Source organism: Synechococcus sp. CS-197, assembly GCF_025128215.1.
Lineage (GTDB): Bacteria > Cyanobacteriota > Cyanobacteriia > PCC-6307 > Cyanobiaceae > Synechococcus_C.
This window is the reverse complement of record NZ_JAHLZC010000021.1, coordinates 256,491-276,714: the sequence shown is the minus strand read 5'-3', so window position 1 is coordinate 276,714 and position 20,224 is coordinate 256,491. Positions and strand designations below refer to the sequence as shown.

Here is a 20,224-nt window from a genome sequence, read left to right as displayed (position 1 = left end):
CAATGAATCGCCCATGCGAGTCTCTCATCGTTTCCCGCTCAGGCCAGGCCAGACCGTTCGAGACTGATCTCCTGCAATCGCTGGTAAAGCGCACGCTCATCGTCCTCTAACGACGAGGGGATCACGATCACGATCTCAACGAGTTGATCTCCCCTCTGGGTTCCGAGCTCAAGACCTCTCCCTCGCAATCTCAACAACCGTCCACTGGACGATGCAGGAGGGACCTGAAGCGTCACGGTGCCCGTCAGGGTGGGGACGTCGACGGCACATCCCAAGGCGGCATCTGGGGGAAGCAGTTCCAGTCGGTAGTGCACCCGGAGTCCATCGATCCGCAATCCCTCCTCGGTGACCACGCGCAAGTGCAGGAAGTGATCCTTTCCGCCCGGCGCCACCCCTTCCAGCCGCAAGCGCCATCCGTCACCAGCCTGGGGGGGCGTGCTCACCTCCACGACCGTTCCGTCCCCCAGTTCGAGTTCCACCAACGTGCCAAGCAGTGCCTGGTCTGGTGAGAGCTCAACCACCGTTTCCAGATCATCCTGTGATCGAATCGGTGGCGATGGTTGGGGAGCCGGTTCGGGCCAGTGAGGTGGGTCCTGTTCGGCGCCACGCGCTGGCTCCTCGGGAGTGTCAATGTCAGGGACTGATCGCCGCCGCCGCCCAGAGCCAAACACCACATCCAGGTAATCCTCGAAATCGGGAAAACCAGTGCTGAAAGGATCGCTTCCTTCCGCCTGTCCCTGCCGCGAACGGATCCATTCCGTTTTGCGATCGGGGTTACTGAGGACGGCATAGGCCTCGTTGACGAGCTTGAAACGCTCCTCTGCCTGCAGGTCATTGCCATTGAGGTCGGGATGCCAACGGCGGGCTTCCCGTCGAAACGCGCGCTTCAGAGTCTCCTGATCCGCATCAGGAGTCAGACCGAGGAGAGACCAGTAGTCGGTTTCAGCGGAAGTTGTCATCGTCCCAGGGGTCTAGACCTCGGCGTCCATTGCGCGGACGGGTGTCGTAGCCGTAGCGGTCCTGAGGAGATGACCAGGGGTCATCATCCCAGTCATCCTCTGCAAACAGCTCATCTTTCAAGGTTCCGAGCGTGCTTTTCAAGCCCTGGAGTGGACCCGATTCCGTGCGGCGCTCGGCCGTGAGGCGGCGATTCAGTCCAAACAGGGCTTCCTGCAGTCCGCTTACGGCCAGCTCCAGTTCCTGGAGATCCTCTTGCTCGAGTAGGTCCTGCACATCGCGCATGGCCATTTCAACGGCACGTTGCTGGCGCTCTGCTCCATACGGTCCGAACTCCAGTGCCGCATCTCTCAAACGTCGTTCCGCCTGCGCCACAAGGGTCAGGGCCGAATTGCGCCGCTCAATGGTGGCGCGACGGCGGCGGTCTTCATCGGCCTTGGCCTCGGCTTCGGCGAGAAGGGTCTGAATCTCGTCTTCGCTGAGAGTGGATCCACCCTGGATCGTCACCGACTGTTTGCGGCCAGTGGTTCGATCGGTGGCATTCACCTGAAGAATGCCGTTGGCATCAATATCGAAAGCAACCTGAATTTGAGGTACACCCCTCGGGGCTGGAGGGATACCGGAGAGACGGAAACGCCCCAGGGATTTGTTGTCAGTGGCCATCTGACGCTCCCCCTGCCAAACGTGAATCTCGACGGAAGACTGGTTGGGTTCCGAGGTGCTGAACACATCGGACTGACGCACGGGAATCGCCGTATTCCTTGGAATCAGAACCTTCATCAAGCCGCCAATGGTTTCCAGACCGAGGGACAGGGGCGTGACGTCGTTGAGAAGAAGATCTCTCAGATCCCCGGTGATGATTCCGGCCTGAACCGCGGCACCGATGGCCACCACCTCATCGGGGTTCACGGATTGGCAAGGGTCGTTGGGAACAAGCGTTCTCACCAGTTGCTGCACCATCGGCATCCGCGTGCTTCCACCAACCAGCACCACATCGTCAATGTCCTCAGCACTCCAGCCCGAATCCCTCAGAGCCGACTGCACAGGCAACATCAGGCGATCGAGCAGATCGGGGCACAACCCCTCAAATGTTTCACGATCCAGTGTGGTTTCGATATGCAAGGGCCCATCAGGCCCAGTGGCAATGAAGGGGAGCGACACCGGTGTTGTGCTCACACCTGAGAGCTCTTGTTTGGCCTTTTCGGCAGCTTCGGTCAGGCGTTGCAGGGCTTGGCGGTCACGGCGGAGATCAAGGTTGTGCTCTTTGAGAAACGCTTCGGCGAGCCAGTCAACAATGCGTTGATCAAAATCGTTCCCGCCCAGCTGGGTATCGCCATTGGTGGCTTTCACATCAAACACACCATTGGCGATCCTCAGCAAGGACACGTCGAAGGTGCCTCCGCCTAGGTCGAAAACCAGGGCACGGCGCACGGCACTACGGTCAAATCCATAGGCCAGAGCGGCTGCGGTCGGCTCGTTCAGGATGCGTTCAACCGTCAGTCCGGCTAGTCGACCCGCATCCCGTGTGGCTTGGCGTTGGGCATCGTTGAAGTAAGCGGGAACCGTAATCACAGCGGCTTCCACCTCTTCACCGAGGTAAGTCGAAGCATCGTCCACAAGCTTGCGCAGGATGCTGGCAACCAGCTCCTCAGCGGCATATTCCCGTTCGGTTTGCGGGCAAGCGACGCGCACATTGCCCTGAGGATTGGCCCTCACGGTGTAAGGCACGGTGAGGGAGCTGTCATCGAGTTCATCCCAGCTCCGACCAACGAAACGTTTGAGGTTCGAGAAGGTGTTGCGTGGGTTCAGCACCAGCTGCCTGCGGGCAGGCTGACCCACCAGCAGCTCGTTGTCTTTGGTGTAGCCAACAACAGAGGGGGTGGTTCTGGTCCCCTCGGCGTTCGCTATCACCACAGGGCGACCTGCCTCGAGAACAGCAACAACGGAGTTGGTCGTACCCAGGTCGATTCCGACGATCCGTCCCATAGACGCCTGTGGGGGCTTCCAAGCTAACGGTCCAAACCGCTGCCTCCCAGTCCGTGACAAGGTCTGAAGCAGCTTGCGTTAAAGCGTCCTTAGTGAATTCCATGGGGTTCGACCGTTACGTTTCAGTCGTCTTTGCCAAAGCGGGATGTCCGAGTCCAAGGAGCTGTATCTCCTGAGGCGCCGTCCACCATCGGAAAAGGTGGTGGATGTGAGCTTCAAATACCTAGCCGTCACCCTCGCCTCGATGGTGGCCGTGGTGTTGTTCGCCATCCTCATCGTCGTCTTCTGGGGGTCACTGGAATCGATGGGCCGTTACGGCTTGAAATTTTTGGTCACGTCCAACTGGAATCCGGTCGATGACGAGTACGGCGCTTTCACAGCCATTTACGGAACGATCGTCACCTCGATGCTGTCGTTGTTGATCGCCGTGCCTCTCGGCGTGGGAACCGCAGTGTTCATCACCGAAAACATCATTCCTTTGCGGATACGCAACGTGATCGGCGTGATGGTTGAGCTGTTAGCCGCGATTCCATCGGTGGTGCTTGGGCTTTGGGCCATTTTTGTGATGGAGCCCTTCATCAGACCCTTTCTCGAATTTCTCTATGCAACGTTTGAGTGGTTACCAATTTTCTCATCACCGCCCATTGGTCCAGGCACAGCGCCAGCAATTTTGATTCTCGTGGTGATGATCCTGCCCATCATCACATCGATTTCTAGAGACTCATTGAATCAGGTTCCCGACAAACTTCGCCAAGCCGCTTATGGCGTTGGCACCACCCGTTGGGGAGCAGTTCTTAATGTGTTACTTCCAGCAGCTATTTCTGGAATTGTTGGTGGTGTGATGCTTGCCCTTGGAAGAGCCATGGGGGAAACGATGGCGGTCACGATGATCATCGGAAACTCAAATAATTTTAGTCCCTCGCTTCTGGCCCCTGGAAACACGATTGCTGCCATGCTCGCCAATCAGTTTGGGGAAGCCGATGGAAGCCAGGTTTCATCACTGATGTATGCAGCATTCATCTTGATGATCCTTAGCCTTGCGGTGAATGTTTTCGCACAATGGCTGGTTAAGCGCTTGAGCCTTAAGTACTGATCATGACCTTCTCCTCTTCCCATCGCCTCGCCAATGGCGTTCCCGACCTTGCCTACAAGCAGGGATTACGACGGAACCTGATTGCGCGACTGCTCACGGTGATTGCCGGCTTATTTGCCGCCATTGCTGTGCTTCCTTTGATTGCAGTGTTGGTTTATGTCCTGATCAAAGGCGGGCAAAAAATCAGCCTCACGTTGTTAACTGAATTGCCGCCACCACCAGGCTTGGAAGGCGGTGGCATTGCCAATGCCATTATCGGCAGCATCGTTGTCACCTTGATTGCAGCTGTCATCGCCATTCCTGTGGGTGTTGGCGGCGGAATTTTCCTTGCCGAATACTCACGAGGTGGAAAATTCGCGCAATTTATCCGATTTGGAACCAATGTTTTGTCTGGCGTTCCTTCAATCATTGCCGGTGTGTTCATCTATGGAACGATCGTCACCAGCAGGATTTTGTTTGGCAATGCCTACAGCGCAGCTGCTGGAGGCATGGCATTGTCAATCCTCATGCTTCCCACTGTGATTAAAACCACAGATGAAGGCCTAAAGCTTGTTTCAGACGATCTTCGTCGCGGCGCTCTCGGCGTTGGCGCCTCCAAATTCGTCACGGTCGTAAGGATCACGCTCCCTACAGCGTTTACTCCAATCGCCACCGGCGTGGTGTTGTCGATTGCAAGAGCGGCTGGTGAAACCGCTCCACTGATTTTTACAGCACTCTTTTCACCCTTTTGGTCGGAAGGGATCGATGGAGTCTTCAATCCCATCGCGACCTTGTCTGTTCTGATTTACAACTTCGCAATCATGCCTTACGAGGCGCAGAACGAGCTGGCATGGGCTGCCTCCTTTGTACTGGTTCTGTTCATCCTTGGCTTGAACCTTTTCGCGCGCTGGCTGGGCCAGTTCGCGTCTAAATAATTCACTCAAGTCCGCCGACCTGTCTTTTCTCCCTAACCATGCCTGATTCCACATTGACTCCTCAGCCTGTTTCCGAAAACACCTGCATCTCGATCCAAAACGCCACCATCAGCTACGGCAGCTATGAGGCCGTCAAAAACGTTTACTGCGACATCCCTCGCGGAAAAGTCACAGCCTTCATCGGACCATCAGGTTGTGGTAAGTCAACAGTTTTGCGAGCTCTCAACCGCATGAACGACCTCATCGAAGGTTGCTCATTGCGGGGACGCGTCCTCTTTGATGGTGCCGATCTCTACGACCCATCAGTCGATCCTGTTGAGGTCAGGCGACGAATTGGCATGGTGTTCCAGCAACCCAACCCATTCCCGAAGTCGATCTACGAAAACATCGCCTTCGGCGCCCGTATCAATGGCTTTACAGGGGATATGGATGAGCTGGTTGAACGCTCCTTGCGACAGGCGGCCGTTTGGGACGAATGCAAGGACAAGCTCAATGAGAGTGGATATTCCCTCTCTGGAGGCCAGCAGCAGCGGCTCTGCATCGCACGAACCATTGCCATCCAGCCCGAAGTCATCCTGATGGATGAGCCCTGTTCAGCTCTGGACCCGATCTCAACACTGAAGATCGAAGAAACCATGCATGAGCTCAAGAAGAGCTTCACCATCGTGATCGTCACCCACAACATGCAACAGGCTGTGCGGGTGAGTGACATGACCGCCTTCTACAACGCTGAAGCGGTCGAGGGAGGCTCCGGCAAGGTCGGTTATCTCGTTGAATTCAACGAGACTGAAAAAATCTTCAACGCACCCACCCAACAGGCCACTCAGGACTACGTGTCCGGCCGCTTCGGTTGAGCCGTCGTCTTGCGGCATGAACCCGTGGGGACTGCCGCAGTTCCCACCATTGGCAAAAAAAAACCGGCCTTAGGGCCGGTGTGGAAGCGGAGAGGGAGGGATTCGAACCCTCGATAGAGTTGCCCCTATACAGCATTTCCAGTGCTGCGCCTTCGACCACTCGGCCACCTCTCCAGCGGCTGATGGGGCAAGTGAGAATGTAGCAGGGCAGTCCCTGAGGAGTCGCATTGATGCCGAGTCACCGCATCACCATCCACTGGCGTCAAGAGGGACGGGTGATCAGTCATGACGTGCAGGAAGGCGAGTACATCCTGCAGAGCTTTGAACGCCAGGGAGATCCCCTGCCGTTTTCCTGTCGAAATGGGTGCTGTACGTCCTGTGCGGTCAGGGTGTTAGACGGCGAGCTCGACCAACGTGAAGCGATGGGCTTGTCCCGGGAGCTGCGGGCCAAAGGGTATGGCCTTCTCTGTGTGGCACGCGCCATCGGTCCATTGGAGGCGGAAACCCAGGATGAGGATGAGGTCTACGAGCTTCAGTTCGGCCGACACTTCGGCAAGGGGGTTGTGACCCGTGGTCTGCCATTGGATGAGGAGTAATGCCAAGAGGTCTTGATTGCTACGCCGTGGCCGCAGAAGCTGGATTGTCTGCAGAACGGCTCAAATCACTGTCTGCCGTTGCGCTCCAGGCAGCCAAGCGAGGCGGCGACACGTTGATGAGGCACTTCGGCAAGCTGAACTCAATTCAAGAAAAAGGCAGGTCAGGTGACCTGGTTACAGCAGCGGATCACGCAGCTGAGGCTGAAGTGCTGGGACTACTGTCCCGTTTAACCCCTGAGATTGCTGTTCTCGCGGAGGAGTCTGGCGCCAGCGACCATGTGGCGGATCTCTGCTGGTGCGTCGACCCACTCGATGGAACCACCAACTTTGCCCACAGCTACCCACTCTTTGCCACGTCAATCGGCCTGGTCTGGCGTGATCAGCCAGTACTGGGAGCCATCTCCGTCCCGTTTCTCAATGAGATGTACTGGTGTTGCCCCGGAGAGGGATCGTTTCTGAACGACCAGAAAATCAGCGTCTCCGACTGCTCAAGCCTTGAAGAGAGTCTTCTGGTGACGGGGTTTGCCTATGACCGCCGTGAAGTGCTGGACAACAACTATGCCGAATTTGCATGGATGACGCACCGCACAAGGGGAGTGCGCCGCGGTGGTGCCGCTGCCGTCGACCTGGCCTTTGTGGCCGCGGGTCGCCTGGATGGCTACTGGGAGAGGGGTTTGGCGCCCTGGGACTTGGCCGCTGGTGCGGCACTGGTGCAACTGGCTGGCGGCGTGGTGAACGATTACCGCGGAGAAAGCTTCCAGCTCCATTCCGGACGAATCTTGGCCACAGGCACGGCGCTCCACCATCCGCTGAAACAGGAGCTCGCCAAGGTGTCACCCATGCCAGGTGAGGGCTATGGAGTGCACCAAGACGTGGGATCCTGATCTGATCGACGATTCATCGTGATGGCCCTTCAGCCTGCCTCCGGTGTGAGGGATCTGAACCCTCAGCAGGTTCAACGCAACCATGAATTAAGGGAAGCACTGGCAGCGGTCTACAGGCTCTGGGGCTATGAAGAAGTCGCACCACCAAGGATTGAGCGCATGGACACGCTCAAAGCAGGGGGGGCCATCGACAGTCGCGACATTGTTCGACTCGTTGCGGACGAACCCTTGGGCTTGCGCCCTGAGATGACAGCATCCATTGCTCGGGCGGCCTGCACGCGATTCCAGAATCGTCGACGGCCCTTGAGACTCTGGAGCCATGGCACCGTATTTGAGGGGCGTCAGGCTGACGAGGGCGGACTCTGCATTGAGGAAAAACTGCATTGCGGGGTGGAGCTGTTCGGAGCCCGTGGGGTGGAAGCAGAGCTGGAACTGCTGTCACTGTTGATGGCATCGTTCAAAGCCCTGGCACTCCCGCTGAGCGAGCCGCCGCAACTGCTGATCGGCCACACAGGCTTGATGCAATTGCTTCTGAAAAACGTTGACGAGCAAGACCATCCGGCCTACAGGAACTGCCTGACCCAACTGGATCGTCTCGCACTACGCGAACTGATCAACACCCAACCCCAACATGCTCACCTCCAGCAGTGGCTGGATCGTCGGGGGGCTCCGGATGCTGTGATCAGCCAGCTCAAAGACGCATTCCCAGACGCACCCGTACTTCAGCAACTCACAAGGCTGATCAACCATCTCAGCCCACTGGCCGAAACGACAGGTATCAGCCTTCAGCTCGATCCAACGTTTCAACCGATGTATGCCTTGTATGACGGCATCGTGTTCCAACTCGTCTGTCGAGGGACGTCGTCGCCTGTGGTTGTGGCTCGTGGTGGCCGCTACGACACAGTTGTGCAGCGACTGGGAGCCAGGGGCAAGGATGCCACTGGCCTTGGATTCAGCTTTTGTGTGGACGACCTCAGGGATCTGCCAGGAGCCTTCGCGATGACGACCAGCCGAACCGATCGAATTCTCCTGTGTTACTCCCAAAACTCGTCCATGGAGCAGGCGCTGCAGGCACAGGCCGGTCTTCACCGCAGGGGACTGAGCTGTCAGGTTGACCATCATCCCTGTGAAACCAAAGCCGAGGCGGAAGAACGCTTGAGGGAAGCAGGTTGCAACTCATTGGAATGGGTCGGCGACTAAGATCGGATTCGCCCTTAAAAATTCATGGCACATACCATCGTCACTGATGTCTGCGAAGGAGTTGCAGATTGCGTTGACGCCTGCCCGGTGGCGTGCATTCAACCAGGAAAAGGAAAAAACAAAAAAGGGACTGATTTTTATTGGATCGACTTTGACACTTGCATTGACTGCGGTATCTGTTTACAAGTTTGTCCAGTTGATGGAGCGATTTTAGCTGAAGAACGAAGCGATCTTCAAAAAGTCAAGTAGCAAACGGCATCAACACGATCCGCGATCACAGAAGAGGGTTCGGAAACCCCCACCCAAGGGGATATTGGGAGGGAAGCAGTGTGCACGTAAAATAGAATTTTATTGTTGCAATGGCTGTGCAAGAAGAGAACGGTCAAATTCAGATTCATACTGAAAATATTTTTCCAATTATTAAAAAGGCTGTTTATTCTGGGCACGAGGTTTTCCTAAGAGAGCTGGTGAGCAATGGCGTGGATGCCATCAGCAAGAGACGCATGGCTTCGATGGCTGGCGATTGCCTGGAAGGCGAAGACGGTAAAATTCAAGTTCGGATTGATCGAGAGAAAAAAACGCTCACAATCAGCGATAACGGAATCGGCATGACAGCCGACGAAGTGAAGCGATACATCAATCAAGTTGCATTTTCCAGTGCAGAAGATTTCCTAGAAAAATACAAGCAAAACAGCGAAGCAATAATCGGTCATTTTGGCCTGGGCTTTTACTCCAGCTTTATGGTGGCCGAACGCGTTGAAATATCCACGTTCTCTGCCCGACCAGACAGCTCTGCAGTGCATTGGAGCTGTGATGGATCTCCCAATTACTCGTTATCAGAGGGGCAAAGAACTGAAGCGGGAACAGATATTATTCTCCACCTGCTTGAGGAAGAACTCGAATACCTGGAACCAACTCGAATCAAGACGCTGATCAACACCTACTGCGACTTTATGGCAGTACCTGTTCAACTAGAGGGAGAAACAATCAACAAGATGAACGCCCCCTGGCGACGCAGTGCAAGGGAGCTCGACGATCAGGACTACATTGACCTCTACCGGTATCTCTATCCATTCCAAGGTGACCCACTCCTTTGGGTCCATCTGAACACTGATTACCCATACAGCCTTCAAGGGATTCTGTTTTTCCCCAAACAAACAGGTCGAGCTGACTGGGAAAAGGGAGAGATCAAGCTGTACTGCAACCAGGTGTTTGTCAGCGACTCGATCAAGGAAGTTGTTCCTCGGTATCTCTTGCCACTGCGGGGCGTCCTCGACTCTCCTGACATTCCTCTCAACGTAAGCCGAAGTGCTCTGCAGACCGATCGTCGAGTTCGATCGATCGGGCAGTTCGTCTCAAAGAAGGTTGCCGACAAGCTCCGTGTTCTGAAAGATGAAAGTCCCGATCAATACGCTGAAGCGTGGGATTCATTGGCACCTTTCGTTAAGATCGGTGCGATGGAAGACGAAAAATTTGCAGAGCAAGTATCAGACTTGATTTTATTTCAAACGACAGCATCCACAGACGACAATTCAGATGTGTTAACTGCCAACGCTAAATCGTATACAACAATAACCAATTACAAAAATCGCCAAGCCAGTGAAAACCAAAATCGCGTTTTGTACTGTACGGATGAAATCGCTCAAGCAGGGGCACTATCATTGTGGAAAAGTCAAGGTGCGGAGGTCATTTTTGCCGAAACAGTCCTCGATAGTCAATTCATTCCCTGGCTGGAATCGCAAGAAAATGAGCTCACATTCCAGCGCGTTGATTCTGAACTGGATCGGAGTCTTCAAGACGACCAGCCGGAATTAAGCGACCGTGAAGGTGAAACCAAGGGCGAATCCCTTAGGACACTGGTGAAGGAGTCGCTCAGCAACGACAAAGTCACCGTGCAAGTCCAAGCGTTGAAGGGAGGGGCTGATGCGCCTGCAGCCTTGATCTTGCTGCCTGAACAGATGCGCAGAATGAACGATATTGGTGCGCTGATGGAACAGAGACTGCCTGGTCTCCCAGAACACCATGTGCTGCTGGTGAATCAACAGCATCCACTGGTTGAAGAGCTGCTGAAGCTCGAATCGGGTTCTGTTGTGATCGCGGATGGGGCAACGTCGCCCAGCCATCAACTGGCGGTCGACCTTGCTCACCATCTCTACGATCTGGCGCGCTTAGCAGTGGGTGGGCTTGAGCCCGAAGAGCTCGGACAATTTCAGTCCAAAGCCACAAGCTTGATGTCCAGGCTGCTGCAACAGAGGGGTTGAGGCCCGTTTGCTAAGATTGGCCCTTGGCAAGTGCCACGTTTTCAAGGGATCGGGATCATGTCGAGGGTGTGTCAGCTCACGGGTACGAAAGCCAATAACGGCATGGCTGTCAGCCATTCCCACATTCGTACCAAGAAGCTGCAACAGGCCAACCTGCAACAGCGCCGCCTGTGGTGGGCTGAAGGCAAGCGATGGGTCAACCTGCGGATCACAACCCGCGCTTTGAAAACGATTCAGAAAAAGGGTCTCGGTGCTTACGCCAAGTCCCTGGGAATTGATTTAGCCCGTCTTTGATCCAATCACTGTGTTGATGAACCGGCGCCAACTGCTGCAATCAGGTTTAGTGGCAGCCGCTGCGATCACATTGCGTCCGGGCAAAACCTGGGCGCTTGGAGGTGTAGCACCGGAAATAGGTTCATCAGCTCCAGATTTTGAGCTTGCGGGAACCAACCTCAACGATCCAGAGAAAAATCGTTGGACGCTCTCTGATTGGAGTGGACGGTGGCTGGTTCTCTACTTCTATCCCAGAGATTTCACTTCAGGGTGCACAATCGAAGCCCATGGCTTTCAAGATACTCTGACTGAATTTCAAAAGCTGAACTGTGAAATCACAGCCATCAGTGCTGATTCTGTGGAAGACCACGAATCGTTCTGCAACAGCGAAGACCTCGGCTTCACCCTTCTTTCCGACCATGATGGCGTCGTCAGTCGCAGCTACGGCTCCTGGATGGCGCCATATTCACTACGACACACTTTTTTGATCGATCCTTCTGGTGTCGTTCAAGCGCGATGGACAGGTGTGAGGCCCGTAGGCCACGCTCAGGAGGTTTTGGAAGCACTGAAGGGATTACAAACCTCATAAACGATTGACAAATCACTGATTTTGCATAATGGTGGAAGTGGATTAACTGTTTTTTCGAGAAATGCTGATAAATGAAGGCAAAAGTGACTTTATCATTCTCTATCATCGAACTCCATTTGATGAGTCAACCGACGAACTCGGAAATCGAATTTGGAGAGACCAAAAAAGCCCCAATGGCATCATACCAACCCTAAGAAACTTATTTCGCAGTAGAGAGAATGGCACATGGATTGCATGGCGTCGAGTTGATGATGTAAAAAACGAACGCGACGAAAGGATTGTAATGAACAATCCCGCAACTTTTTCGTTGAGGAGGATCCCGCTTGAGCAAGAACAAATTTCAAGTTTTTACCACGTAACATCAAAAGAATCATTTTGGCCAATTCTTCATACATTTCCAACATATTTTGATGTAAACAATGCAAATTGGCAAATATTTGAAGAGGTTAATCAACGATTTGCTAATGCTGCCTGCGCTGAAGCAGCAGAAGGTGCCACAGTTTGGATTCACGACTACAACTTATGGCTCGTTTCAGGTTTTATCCGTGAGAAACGTCCTGATTTAAAAATAGCATTTTTTCATCACACGCCATTTCCAGGCAATGACGTCTTTGCCATACTGCCGTGGAGAAAACAAATCATCGAGAGTTTATTAGCTTGCGATGTGGTTGGATTCCACATACCGCGCTACACAGAAAATTTTGCCCGTGCTGCAAGCTGTCTGCTTGGCGTTGAAAAAGGGCCGAAAGAGAGTGTTGCAACGAAATTCCTAAAATTTGGTTCTGCTTTAACTGAACCAACTGAAACACCATGGCTTAAATACAAGAATCGTAAAGTTAAACTCGTCTCTTCACCTGTCGGTACCTCACCAGACGTGATTCAGACCCTCGCCGTACGCAACGATGTTGCTGAGTTAAGCAAGAAAATTGATGAAGACACAAAAAAGGGGCGAAAGCTCATTCTCTCAGCAAGCCGCGTCGACTACACAAAGGGGAATGAAGAACTTCTACTCGCATTCGAGCGATTACTGGAGAGGCGGCCGGATCTGCATGGAAAGGTAGTTTTGATGTTGGCTTGCGTTGCAGCTGCTTCAGGGATGAAAATCTATGAAGAAACTCAACGACTGATTGAAGAAACGGCAGGGCGTATCAATGGACGGTTCAGTTTGATTGATTGGGTGCCAATTCGCTTTTCAACCAACCGTATCCCCTATGAGGAAATGATTGCGTGGTTTTCAAAGTCGGATATTTGCTGGATTACACCCTTAAGGGATGGTCTCAATCTCGTGGCCAAGGAATATGTGGCTGCACGTAAAGGCAGAGACGGGGTTCTTGTTTTGTCAGAATTTACAGGGGCTTCAGTTGTGCTTGATGGAGCTCTTTTAACAAATCCATACTCACATAAACAAATGGATGATGCAATTGAAACTGCATTGGCTTTACCGCAAGAAGAACAAGTCTCCAGAATGAAAAAAATGGTTGATGCGGTTGACGAGTTTACGGTTACAGACTGGGCTAATGAACAAATGCAGTCACTAGAAACCGTGGATTGAAGCTGATGTTTCGTTGGCGCAAGAAACTATCGGTCGGGCTGACAATCGGGTTGTCACTCGTTCTTTCCCTTGTCTTGATTCCGACATTGACTGCTCAGGAAATTGAACCCGTCACAATTTTGATGCCTGCTCCTTTTGCTGACTCGACAAGAGATCTGGTGAAGGATTTTAATCAAAAGTATGAGAAGTCAATTCACCTCGACGTCATTCGTGGTCCCCTTGAAACAGAAGCAATATCCGATCTGGCAATCAGTAGCTTGTTGTTAGGAGACACCCCCTTTGACGCCCTGTTGATGGATATCACGTGGCTACCGAAGTATGCGCGAGCAGGGTGGCTTGAAGCACTGGACAACGGATTTGACGAATCAGACATCAACGATTTAACCAATGGTGCCCAGCTAGGGAATAACTATCAAGGTGTTTTATACCGATGGCCTTTGGTCGCTGATATTGGCCTGTTGTTCTGGCGAACAGATCTCATGGAGAAACCACCATCAACACCAGATGAGTTGGTGGCTGTGAGTCGCAATCTTCAAAACAACAAAAAAGTACCCTGGGGATACGTATGGCAGGGACGCCAATATGAAGGATTAAGTTGTGTCTATCTCGAAATGATTGATGGTTTTGGCGGTAATTGGTTTAATCCAGATCGTGGAACTTTTGGTTTGGATCAAAAACCAGGGGTGAATGCAGCACAATGGCTTACTGATTTGATTCAAGAGGGCATCAGCCCAGAAGCAGTAACCAACTATGCTGAATCTGAAACCTTGCAGAGCTTCAAGTCCGGTGATAGTGCATTCATGCGCAACTGGCCCTATGCATGGGCCGAACTTCAAAAAGAAGACAGTCGCGTACGAGGAAAGGTTGGAATATCGACAATGGTCGCAGCTCCAGGAGCTTCACCCGCATCAACAGTCGGGAGTTGGGGTTTTAGTTTGCTCAAAGGATCTAAACACAAAGAAGCAGTGATCGAGGCTTTCAAATTTTTAACGTCGAAAGAGTCGCAATTGAAAATGTTTGAAGAGTATGGATATACACCAACGCTAAAATCTATCTACGAAGATCCAATAATGCTCGAAAAATATCCCTACATTATTGAACTCTATAAGGCTCTTAAGGTTGGCAGAATGCGACCTGAGACGCCAGTCTATGCCCAACTTAGTGACGTCCTTCAGCGCAACCTTAGTGAATCTCTTACACAGGAATTGACTGCAAAAATATCGATGAAGAATGCAACAAGTACCTCAGAACAAATCATGCTTGCGGCAGGAGGACTGATGAAATGACTGTTGTCTATCTACTGATTCCTGCATTTCTTTTATTAGCAAGTGTCTTTGGACTGCCCTTACTCCGATACGCATGGCTGAGTTTTCATGCGGATTCAGTGTTAACGGGGCTCCAGCCAATCGCAAATGATGGAGCCAATTGGTTGCGACTCATGCATGATCAACGCTATTGGCAAGACCTCATACAAACACTCCGCTTTGCATTTGCGTCCGTTGGCTTCGAGCTTCTCCTGGGCCTAGCGATTGCACTACTTCTTCACCAACCAATGAGAAAAAGGGGACTGATTCGCTCGGCAGCATTAATCCCATGGGCATTACCAACAACCGTAATGGCACTTGGTTGGCGATGGATCTTCAATACGCCATACGGACCTATCGATCAATTCACATCTCTATCAGGAATATCGCTGAACATACTGGGGGATCCATCCTTTGCATGGATTGCATTAGTGTACGCCGATGTTTGGAAAACAACGCCATTCGTTGCTCTGATTTTGCTTGCAGGACTACAAAGCATTCCAAACGATCTTTATGAAGCTTGTACTCTCGAAGGAGCTTCATCGTTCACTTGCTTTCGCAAGATTACATTGCCATTATTGAAACCCTATCTGGGGCTCGCGATGACATTCAGGCTGGCACAGGCTTTTGGTGTGTTTGACCTCGTACAAGTGATGACAGGAGGAGGACCAGCCAGCAGCACTGAAAGCCTTGCGCTCTATGCCTATTGGAATGCTCTGCGATTCCTCGACTTTGGATATAGCGCTACCATCATGATTGCCAGCTTTGTTCTGTTGAGCACAATCGTGGCTTTTGGCTGGTGGTTAATGATTCTCTTGAATCAACGCGGATCAATGGCAGTGACAGAATGAAACTTAAATCAGCTTCGATTATTCTCCTTCTTGCATGGTCATTGGCACCGCTCCTTTGGCAACTTTATACATCATTTTCAACAGATCAAGCCTTAGTCACTCCATTTGAGACAATGGCAAACCGTTGGACGCTGGAACACTATCGCAGTGTGATCTCAGCCAATCCTCCATTTTTTCTGTATCTGATTAACAGCTTGTTTGTTGGCATCCTTGCCACACTACTCACGCTGATTATCGCACTTCCAGCTGCATATTCGCTCAGCAAATTATCAACAACAAAGTCAAATCTCATCCGCATAATACTTGTTGGTTGTGCACTCTTTCCGTATGTATTGCTATTTCTCGCCTTACTGGAAATTGCAAGAGCTCTCTCCTTAGGAAATAATCTTTTTGCTCTGGCTTTGCCGTACACAGCCTTGTCACAACCGCTTGCGATATTATTATTAGGCAGCGCATTCACATCCATCCCGCCGGAGCTGGATGATGCAGCGCGTGTTGAAGGACTGACGTTAATCAATCGTTTTCGCTGGATCTATATCCCGTTACTAGCTCCAGCAATTGCTAGCACAGCAATCCTCGTTTTCTTGTTCTCATGGAATGAATATCCGATTGCTCTAACATGGATCAGTGAAACATCGAAGCTCACCCTTCCAGTTGCAATGGCGCGTATTGCTGGTTCATCAATTCATTCGGTCCCCTACGGTGCCTACGCTGCCGCAACGGTACTTGGCGCGATCCCACTCATACTTTTAGTGATCGTTTTTCAAAAGCCGATTGTTTCAGGACTCACCAGTGGAGCAGTAAAAGGATGACCCTCGAACTTCAATCTGTTGGACGGCAAATCAATGCAAAATGGATTGTTCATGATTTGAGTTTTTCTGTCAAACAGGATGAGTGCCTTGTTCTGGTGGGTCCCAGTGGCTGTGGGAAAAGCTCTACGCTTCGTTTGATTGCGGGCTTAGATCGTTGCCAGCAGGGCACTATCAAGTTTGGCAATCGTGATGTCACACACCTACCTCCCTCAGAGCGGGCCGTGGGTATGGTTTTTCAGAGTTATGCTCTGCTTCCTCATTTAACTGTCTACGAAAATCTCGAGCTCGGATTGCGAATTCGTGGTGTGCGCATCGAGGAAAGATCGCGAAGAATTCAACACATTCTTGATCTTGTCCAGTTGGCAGATCGTGCAAATCACCGGCCCTCAGCTCTGTCTGGTGGTCAAAGACAGAGGGTTGCACTTGCCCGTGCACTACTTAGAAATGCAATGGTGTATTTGCTTGATGAACCAATGAGTAATTTAGATGCACAATTACGTGAGCAAATTCGACCTGAATTACGACGCCTAATCTTGGATCAAGGAAAGCCAACTGTGTATGTCACACATGATCAAAATGAGGCATTGGCAATGGCAAATAAAATTGCAATTATTAACAACGGAGAAATCGTCCAGTTGGATACACCCATCCATCTCTATAACAATCCGAACTCACTGTTTGTCGCCCAATTTTTAGGTCGACCTCAAATCAATTGTCTGAAGCCTCGTGATCATCAGATCCAAGCCATACGTCCCGAAGACCTGAAATTCAGTGAATCAGGACTCCCTTGTCGGCTTGTCTCACGAGAATGGCTCGGCAACACGCAACTTCTTTATCTTGAATCCGCCGAAGGCGGCCTAAGGATGGTCGCGGAGCCGTCATTTCAGTGTCCAGAACGACTCTTTGTGACATGGCAACAATCAAAAGTTTTTAGGTTCGATGCAAAGACAGGATTGCGTACAAGCTAAATTTCTAGAAGATTCTGAATTTTATGAATCGCTCGTTGGTGCTGATCTGTGGCGTTGGAACATTAGCGCAGACATGTATTGAGCGCTTGATGCCGACAAACATCAGCATTAAGTGCATCAATGAAAATGAACCCAAGTGGCTATCAAAATCTCTTAAAAATAAGATGTGCCATTCGATGGTTCTGGGTGATATGAGAGAACCATCCATACTTTCTCAGGCAGATGTTGGCAGTGCGCGAAGCATCCTTTTCCTGAGTTCCAATTCAACAAATAATCTTGAAGCAGCCTTGCAAGCTCGTGTATTAAATCCTAACGCTGTTATTGTCGTGCGGTCGTCTAAGCAGCAAGGCGATATCAACTCATTAATTGAAAGCAGAATTCCTAAGTTAGTGATTGTTGATCCATTATTGCTGACAGCCAATGCAACAACACAATCACTTATAAATGCGGACGACGATCTCTGTTTTCAGATGGAAGGCCATGGCTATCGGTTCACTAAGGCAGATCCAGATCTATTTGATTACTCCTCAATTCATCAACGAGAATTACGACTTCAGCAAGAATTAATACCTAAGCATAAGAAATTCATCTTATCAGAGTCATCCCTACGCCCCTATCGATTCAAACGGTCTCACCAAAAAATTGAATTACAGTCAATCATTAATCGCTTGCTTTACAAACTAGAAGAACTAAAGAGTAACATCAGCAACCGTCTGCGAAACTTGCAAATCTATGACTATCTAGTACTCTTATTGATTTTCTTACTTGTATTGGGAACACTGACATTCAGTTTCGACAAAATAAATCTGCAAACAGGCGTTTTCGTGACCGTTGCACTCCTAAAAGGTGAATTTGTTGATCCTGTCAATGTCTTGATTGACGAAAGCAAGCAATCAGTCATGCAATTCCCCTTATTTGTCTTATTCATAACCCTTATCTATGCCATTATTGGTACGGTTTTAACATCATTATTTGTAGCCCTAATATTAGACCAAATATTGAGTCGACGTTTGGGATTGCGGAGACATGAACGCATCAAACGAGGTGTTGACTCCATGCTCTTAGTCGATGGAATGGAACTCAATCAAATTGTCTCTAGATTATTACGTTCGCAGGGTTTCGGAGTTCTCCGTGTTGATTCTCAGTCTGAAACAGGTTTATCAATGGCGAAGGCAATGAAGTTGGCAAAAAAAGGTAAACTAACTGGAGCAGCCTTGCTCTGCAAAGATTTAATCAGTAATTTACGTTGGGCCTTAGAACTCCAGAAAATTGATCCCAAGTTAAATCTCTCGATCGTTACAAAGCATTTGTCCTCCTCTGATTCGATGAGTCAGTTATTAGGTGGTATCTCTCTTATTTCAACCACTGATATTGCAGCTGACGCGATTATCGCCACTGCCTTTGGCGAATCCGTTGAACAAGTCATTCGCTTTCATGGACGAAATTTACTGATTGTTAAATATTCGATTGAGCAAACCGATACGCTTAACGGTTTATCCATATCACGACTCGAAGAAGGCTATGGAATCACGGTCATCGGCCGACGTTCGTCACCACGCAGCAGTTTGAAGATATTCCCATCACGGTTCACAATCATTGAACCTGGGGATGATCTGTTCATTGTTTCTGACCTTGAGGGAATACAAAGAATTGACGGTCATGAGTTAATGCCCCCAAATTGGGCGATTTCATTTTCTATACATAATCAATTATTTCATACCTATGAGATTCAACAATGCTTTGCTCGTTTACTTAGCAAAGCACCAGGTGAGTTTCTTTCTTTAATGGATGGTGCTAAGCATACGATTGATTGCATTGACTATTCAATTGCCATGCAATTGCAAGAATCGCTAAAAAAATATGCAATTCGTGCTGAAGTCTCCCGTATGCAATAGATTTCATTCTTAAACGAATCCGTACTCTTGATCGTAATTAGAAAAAACACTCATAATGGAATTGATGATCTTTCAACATGTCCGATTCATCAAGCGATCAGTCTCTATTTAAATCTGGTGATCGCCTAGCCCCCGACAGTATTCCCGAGCCATTACCCTTACACGATCGTCCAGGCGATTTACCGGCACACTTGTTTTTGCATGGTGGTCGAGCGCCATTGTCTTGCAAAATTCTTCAGTTTGATGCGAAAGAAGTGCGCACTTCTCATGTGCAAACATGTGATGAATTGCAGACCATTTTAAATTCCCAATCGTTGATGTGGTTGCAATTCCGTGGCCTCGGCAATATAGATCAGTTACGTCAATACCTGTCATTACTGTCATTGGAGCCAAGCGTAATTGAAATTCTCCTAACTTTTCCTCAGAAGTCAAGAATTCATTCCACGAACAATAGTGTATTGGCAGTACTGCATGAGTTTTCTCATGCTACTGATCCAACCCACTTAATCAGTGCACAATATAATTTAGTACTTACCAATCGCATGCTTATTACAATTCAGGAGAATCCGCAACGTTCATTTGGTGACCTTGAAGCTTGGTTGAATGCTAAATCCAATAATGTCAAAGCGATCGACTTGGATAACCTATTTCATTTTGTTGTCGACGATATTTTAGATAGCCATTTGCCAATGCTTGAATCGATGAGTGTTTTTCTCGATGATTTGGAGGAACTTGCTTTATTAAAACCTTCTCCTTCGATTCTCAACCGAGCTTATCAAGTGAGATTTAATCACCGAGTTGCTCGCCGACAGCTTTGGCCTCTACGCAATGAGCTCATCATCCTTCTCAGGCAAGGTCAGCGTCTTCTTGGTCCAGTTGCTCGCGAAGGTCTCCATGACATGGCTGAACATGTGAATACATTGCTTGAAATAGGCGATAGCATACGTACACAACTGAATAGTATCAATGATGCGTATATGGCCAGCACTGGAAATGTGATGAACCAGATCATTAAAACGCTCACCATTGTGAGTACTATCTTCGCACCGTTAACGTTTATCGCCGGCATTTATGGGATGAACTTCGAAAATATGCCCGAATTAAAATGGAAGTATGGTTACTTATATTCTTTAATATTGATGATTCTAATCGCTTTATTTCAGGCCTATTTTCTATGGAAGCGTGGATGGTTTCAGGATCTTTCCGGGCGAAGCCGGAAATTCAGTTCCTAATGT

General features: G+C 50.2%; 19 protein-coding genes and 1 tRNA gene. 17 read left to right on the top strand and 3 right to left on the bottom strand.

The window, feature by feature from the left end:
* Window positions 1-38 precede the first annotated feature (38 nt).
* Window positions 39-959 (bottom strand): DnaJ C-terminal domain-containing protein, encoded by a 921-nt coding sequence (locus tag KQ296_RS11910; RefSeq protein WP_011933153.1) that lies wholly within the window; start codon window positions 957-959, stop codon window positions 39-41.
* Window positions 943-2,943 carry a molecular chaperone DnaK gene (gene dnaK, locus KQ296_RS11905; protein ID WP_011933152.1) on the bottom strand — a complete coding sequence of 667 codons (2,001 nt, stop codon included), beginning with the start codon at window positions 2,941-2,943 and terminating at the stop codon, window positions 943-945. The genes KQ296_RS11910 and dnaK overlap by 17 nt, the downstream gene beginning before the upstream one ends.
* A gap of 145 nt (window positions 2,944-3,088) precedes the next feature.
* Between dnaK and pstC the strand changes: the two genes are divergently transcribed.
* The 3 genes from pstC to pstB are packed head-to-tail and all read left to right on the top strand — an operon-like array spanning window position 3,089 to window position 5,804.
* Window positions 3,089-4,036, top strand: coding sequence for a phosphate ABC transporter permease subunit PstC (pstC, locus tag KQ296_RS11900; protein WP_011933151.1), 948 nt, complete (start codon window positions 3,089-3,091; stop codon window positions 4,034-4,036).
* Between the two features lie 2 nt (window positions 4,037-4,038).
* Window positions 4,039-4,950, top strand: coding sequence for a phosphate ABC transporter permease PstA (pstA, locus tag KQ296_RS11895; protein ID WP_011933150.1), 912 nt, complete (start codon window positions 4,039-4,041; stop codon window positions 4,948-4,950).
* A gap of 38 nt (window positions 4,951-4,988) precedes the next feature.
* Window positions 4,989-5,804: a phosphate ABC transporter ATP-binding protein PstB gene (pstB, locus tag KQ296_RS11890; RefSeq protein WP_011933149.1), complete on the top strand. Its 816-nt coding sequence runs from the start codon at window positions 4,989-4,991 to the stop codon at window positions 5,802-5,804.
* Window positions 5,805-5,891: 87 nt separating this feature from the next.
* On the opposite strand, the gene KQ296_RS11885 is transcribed toward pstB, so the two are convergent.
* Window positions 5,892-5,978: transfer RNA gene (locus tag KQ296_RS11885), tRNA-Ser, on the bottom strand.
* 53 nt (window positions 5,979-6,031) lie between these two features.
* Here KQ296_RS11885 and KQ296_RS11880 point away from each other — a divergent pair.
* The 14 genes from KQ296_RS11880 to corA all read left to right on the top strand — a co-directional run bounded on the left by KQ296_RS11880 (window position 6,032) and on the right by corA (window position 20,221).
* Window positions 6,032-6,400: a 2Fe-2S iron-sulfur cluster-binding protein gene (locus KQ296_RS11880; RefSeq protein WP_041428490.1), complete on the top strand. Its 369-nt coding sequence runs from the start codon at window positions 6,032-6,034 to the stop codon at window positions 6,398-6,400.
* Window positions 6,400-7,284: an inositol monophosphatase family protein gene (locus tag KQ296_RS11875; protein WP_011933147.1), complete on the top strand. Its 885-nt coding sequence runs from the start codon at window positions 6,400-6,402 to the stop codon at window positions 7,282-7,284. The genes KQ296_RS11880 and KQ296_RS11875 overlap by 1 nt, the downstream gene beginning before the upstream one ends.
* A 21-nt stretch (window positions 7,285-7,305) precedes the next feature.
* The gene (locus KQ296_RS11870; RefSeq protein WP_011933146.1) at window positions 7,306-8,484 is read left to right on the top strand and encodes an ATP phosphoribosyltransferase regulatory subunit; all 1,179 of its coding nucleotides are present in this window, start codon (window positions 7,306-7,308) and stop codon (window positions 8,482-8,484) included.
* Window positions 8,485-8,508: 24 nt separating this feature from the next.
* Window positions 8,509-8,733: a ferredoxin family protein gene (locus KQ296_RS11865; protein ID WP_011933145.1), complete on the top strand. Its 225-nt coding sequence runs from the start codon at window positions 8,509-8,511 to the stop codon at window positions 8,731-8,733.
* Between the two features lie 110 nt (window positions 8,734-8,843).
* A complete protein-coding gene (gene htpG, locus KQ296_RS11860; protein ID WP_011933144.1) occupies window positions 8,844-10,745 on the top strand; it encodes a molecular chaperone HtpG in 1,902 nt (633 codons plus the stop codon).
* Window positions 10,746-10,802: 57 nt separating this feature from the next.
* Window positions 10,803-11,039, top strand: coding sequence for a 50S ribosomal protein L28 (rpmB, locus tag KQ296_RS11855; RefSeq protein ID WP_006041373.1), 237 nt, complete (start codon window positions 10,803-10,805; stop codon window positions 11,037-11,039).
* 16 nt (window positions 11,040-11,055) lie between these two features.
* On the top strand, window positions 11,056-11,607 hold the full coding sequence (locus tag KQ296_RS11850; RefSeq protein ID WP_011933143.1) for a peroxiredoxin: 552 nt from the start codon (window positions 11,056-11,058) through the stop codon (window positions 11,605-11,607).
* Window positions 11,608-11,668: 61 nt separating this feature from the next.
* Window positions 11,669-13,159, top strand: coding sequence for a glucosylglycerol-phosphate synthase (gene ggpS / locus KQ296_RS11845; protein ID WP_011933142.1), 1,491 nt, complete (start codon window positions 11,669-11,671; stop codon window positions 13,157-13,159).
* A gap of 5 nt (window positions 13,160-13,164) precedes the next feature.
* Complete coding sequence (locus KQ296_RS11840; RefSeq protein ID WP_011933141.1) at window positions 13,165-14,445, top strand: ABC transporter substrate-binding protein; 1,281 nt, start codon at window positions 13,165-13,167, stop codon at window positions 14,443-14,445.
* Complete coding sequence (locus KQ296_RS11835; protein ID WP_259726505.1) at window positions 14,442-15,314, top strand: carbohydrate ABC transporter permease; 873 nt, start codon at window positions 14,442-14,444, stop codon at window positions 15,312-15,314. The genes KQ296_RS11840 and KQ296_RS11835 overlap by 4 nt, the downstream gene beginning before the upstream one ends.
* Window positions 15,311-16,126 carry a carbohydrate ABC transporter permease gene (locus KQ296_RS11830; RefSeq protein ID WP_011933139.1) on the top strand — a complete coding sequence of 272 codons (816 nt, stop codon included), beginning with the start codon at window positions 15,311-15,313 and terminating at the stop codon, window positions 16,124-16,126. Before KQ296_RS11835 ends, KQ296_RS11830 begins: the two co-directional genes overlap by 4 nt.
* The gene (locus tag KQ296_RS11825; protein WP_011933138.1) at window positions 16,123-17,094 is read left to right on the top strand and encodes an ABC transporter ATP-binding protein; all 972 of its coding nucleotides are present in this window, start codon (window positions 16,123-16,125) and stop codon (window positions 17,092-17,094) included. The genes KQ296_RS11830 and KQ296_RS11825 overlap by 4 nt, the downstream gene beginning before the upstream one ends.
* A 23-nt stretch (window positions 17,095-17,117) precedes the next feature.
* Window positions 17,118-18,989, top strand: coding sequence for an NAD-binding protein (locus KQ296_RS11820; RefSeq protein ID WP_011933137.1), 1,872 nt, complete (start codon window positions 17,118-17,120; stop codon window positions 18,987-18,989).
* A gap of 77 nt (window positions 18,990-19,066) precedes the next feature.
* The gene (gene corA, locus KQ296_RS11815; RefSeq protein ID WP_011933136.1) at window positions 19,067-20,221 is read left to right on the top strand and encodes a magnesium/cobalt transporter CorA; all 1,155 of its coding nucleotides are present in this window, start codon (window positions 19,067-19,069) and stop codon (window positions 20,219-20,221) included.
* The last annotated feature ends 3 nt before the right edge of the window (window positions 20,222-20,224 follow it).

Coding starts and splice junctions, on each gene's coding strand:
- KQ296_RS11910 (WP_011933153.1), bottom strand. CDS start 959: ATGACAACTTCCGCTGAAACCGACTACTGGTCTCTCCTCGGTCTGACT.
- dnaK (WP_011933152.1), bottom strand. CDS start 2,943: ATGGGACGGATCGTCGGAATCGACCTGGGTACGACCAACTCCGTTGTT.
- pstC (WP_011933151.1), top strand. CDS start 3,089: ATGTCCGAGTCCAAGGAGCTGTATCTCCTGAGGCGCCGTCCACCATCG.
- pstA (WP_011933150.1), top strand. CDS start 4,039: ATGACCTTCTCCTCTTCCCATCGCCTCGCCAATGGCGTTCCCGACCTT.
- pstB (WP_011933149.1), top strand. CDS start 4,989: ATGCCTGATTCCACATTGACTCCTCAGCCTGTTTCCGAAAACACCTGC.
- KQ296_RS11875 (WP_011933147.1), top strand. CDS start 6,400: ATGCCAAGAGGTCTTGATTGCTACGCCGTGGCCGCAGAAGCTGGATTG.
- KQ296_RS11870 (WP_011933146.1), top strand. CDS start 7,306: ATGGCCCTTCAGCCTGCCTCCGGTGTGAGGGATCTGAACCCTCAGCAG.
- KQ296_RS11865 (WP_011933145.1), top strand. CDS start 8,509: ATGGCACATACCATCGTCACTGATGTCTGCGAAGGAGTTGCAGATTGC.
- htpG (WP_011933144.1), top strand. CDS start 8,844: ATGGCTGTGCAAGAAGAGAACGGTCAAATTCAGATTCATACTGAAAAT.
- rpmB (WP_006041373.1), top strand. CDS start 10,803: ATGTCGAGGGTGTGTCAGCTCACGGGTACGAAAGCCAATAACGGCATG.
- KQ296_RS11850 (WP_011933143.1), top strand. CDS start 11,056: ATGAACCGGCGCCAACTGCTGCAATCAGGTTTAGTGGCAGCCGCTGCG.
- ggpS (WP_011933142.1), top strand. CDS start 11,669: ATGCTGATAAATGAAGGCAAAAGTGACTTTATCATTCTCTATCATCGA.
- KQ296_RS11840 (WP_011933141.1), top strand. CDS start 13,165: ATGTTTCGTTGGCGCAAGAAACTATCGGTCGGGCTGACAATCGGGTTG.
- KQ296_RS11835 (WP_259726505.1), top strand. CDS start 14,442: ATGACTGTTGTCTATCTACTGATTCCTGCATTTCTTTTATTAGCAAGT.
- KQ296_RS11830 (WP_011933139.1), top strand. CDS start 15,311: ATGAAACTTAAATCAGCTTCGATTATTCTCCTTCTTGCATGGTCATTG.
- KQ296_RS11825 (WP_011933138.1), top strand. CDS start 16,123: ATGACCCTCGAACTTCAATCTGTTGGACGGCAAATCAATGCAAAATGG.
- KQ296_RS11820 (WP_011933137.1), top strand. CDS start 17,118: ATGAATCGCTCGTTGGTGCTGATCTGTGGCGTTGGAACATTAGCGCAG.
- corA (WP_011933136.1), top strand. CDS start 19,067: ATGTCCGATTCATCAAGCGATCAGTCTCTATTTAAATCTGGTGATCGC.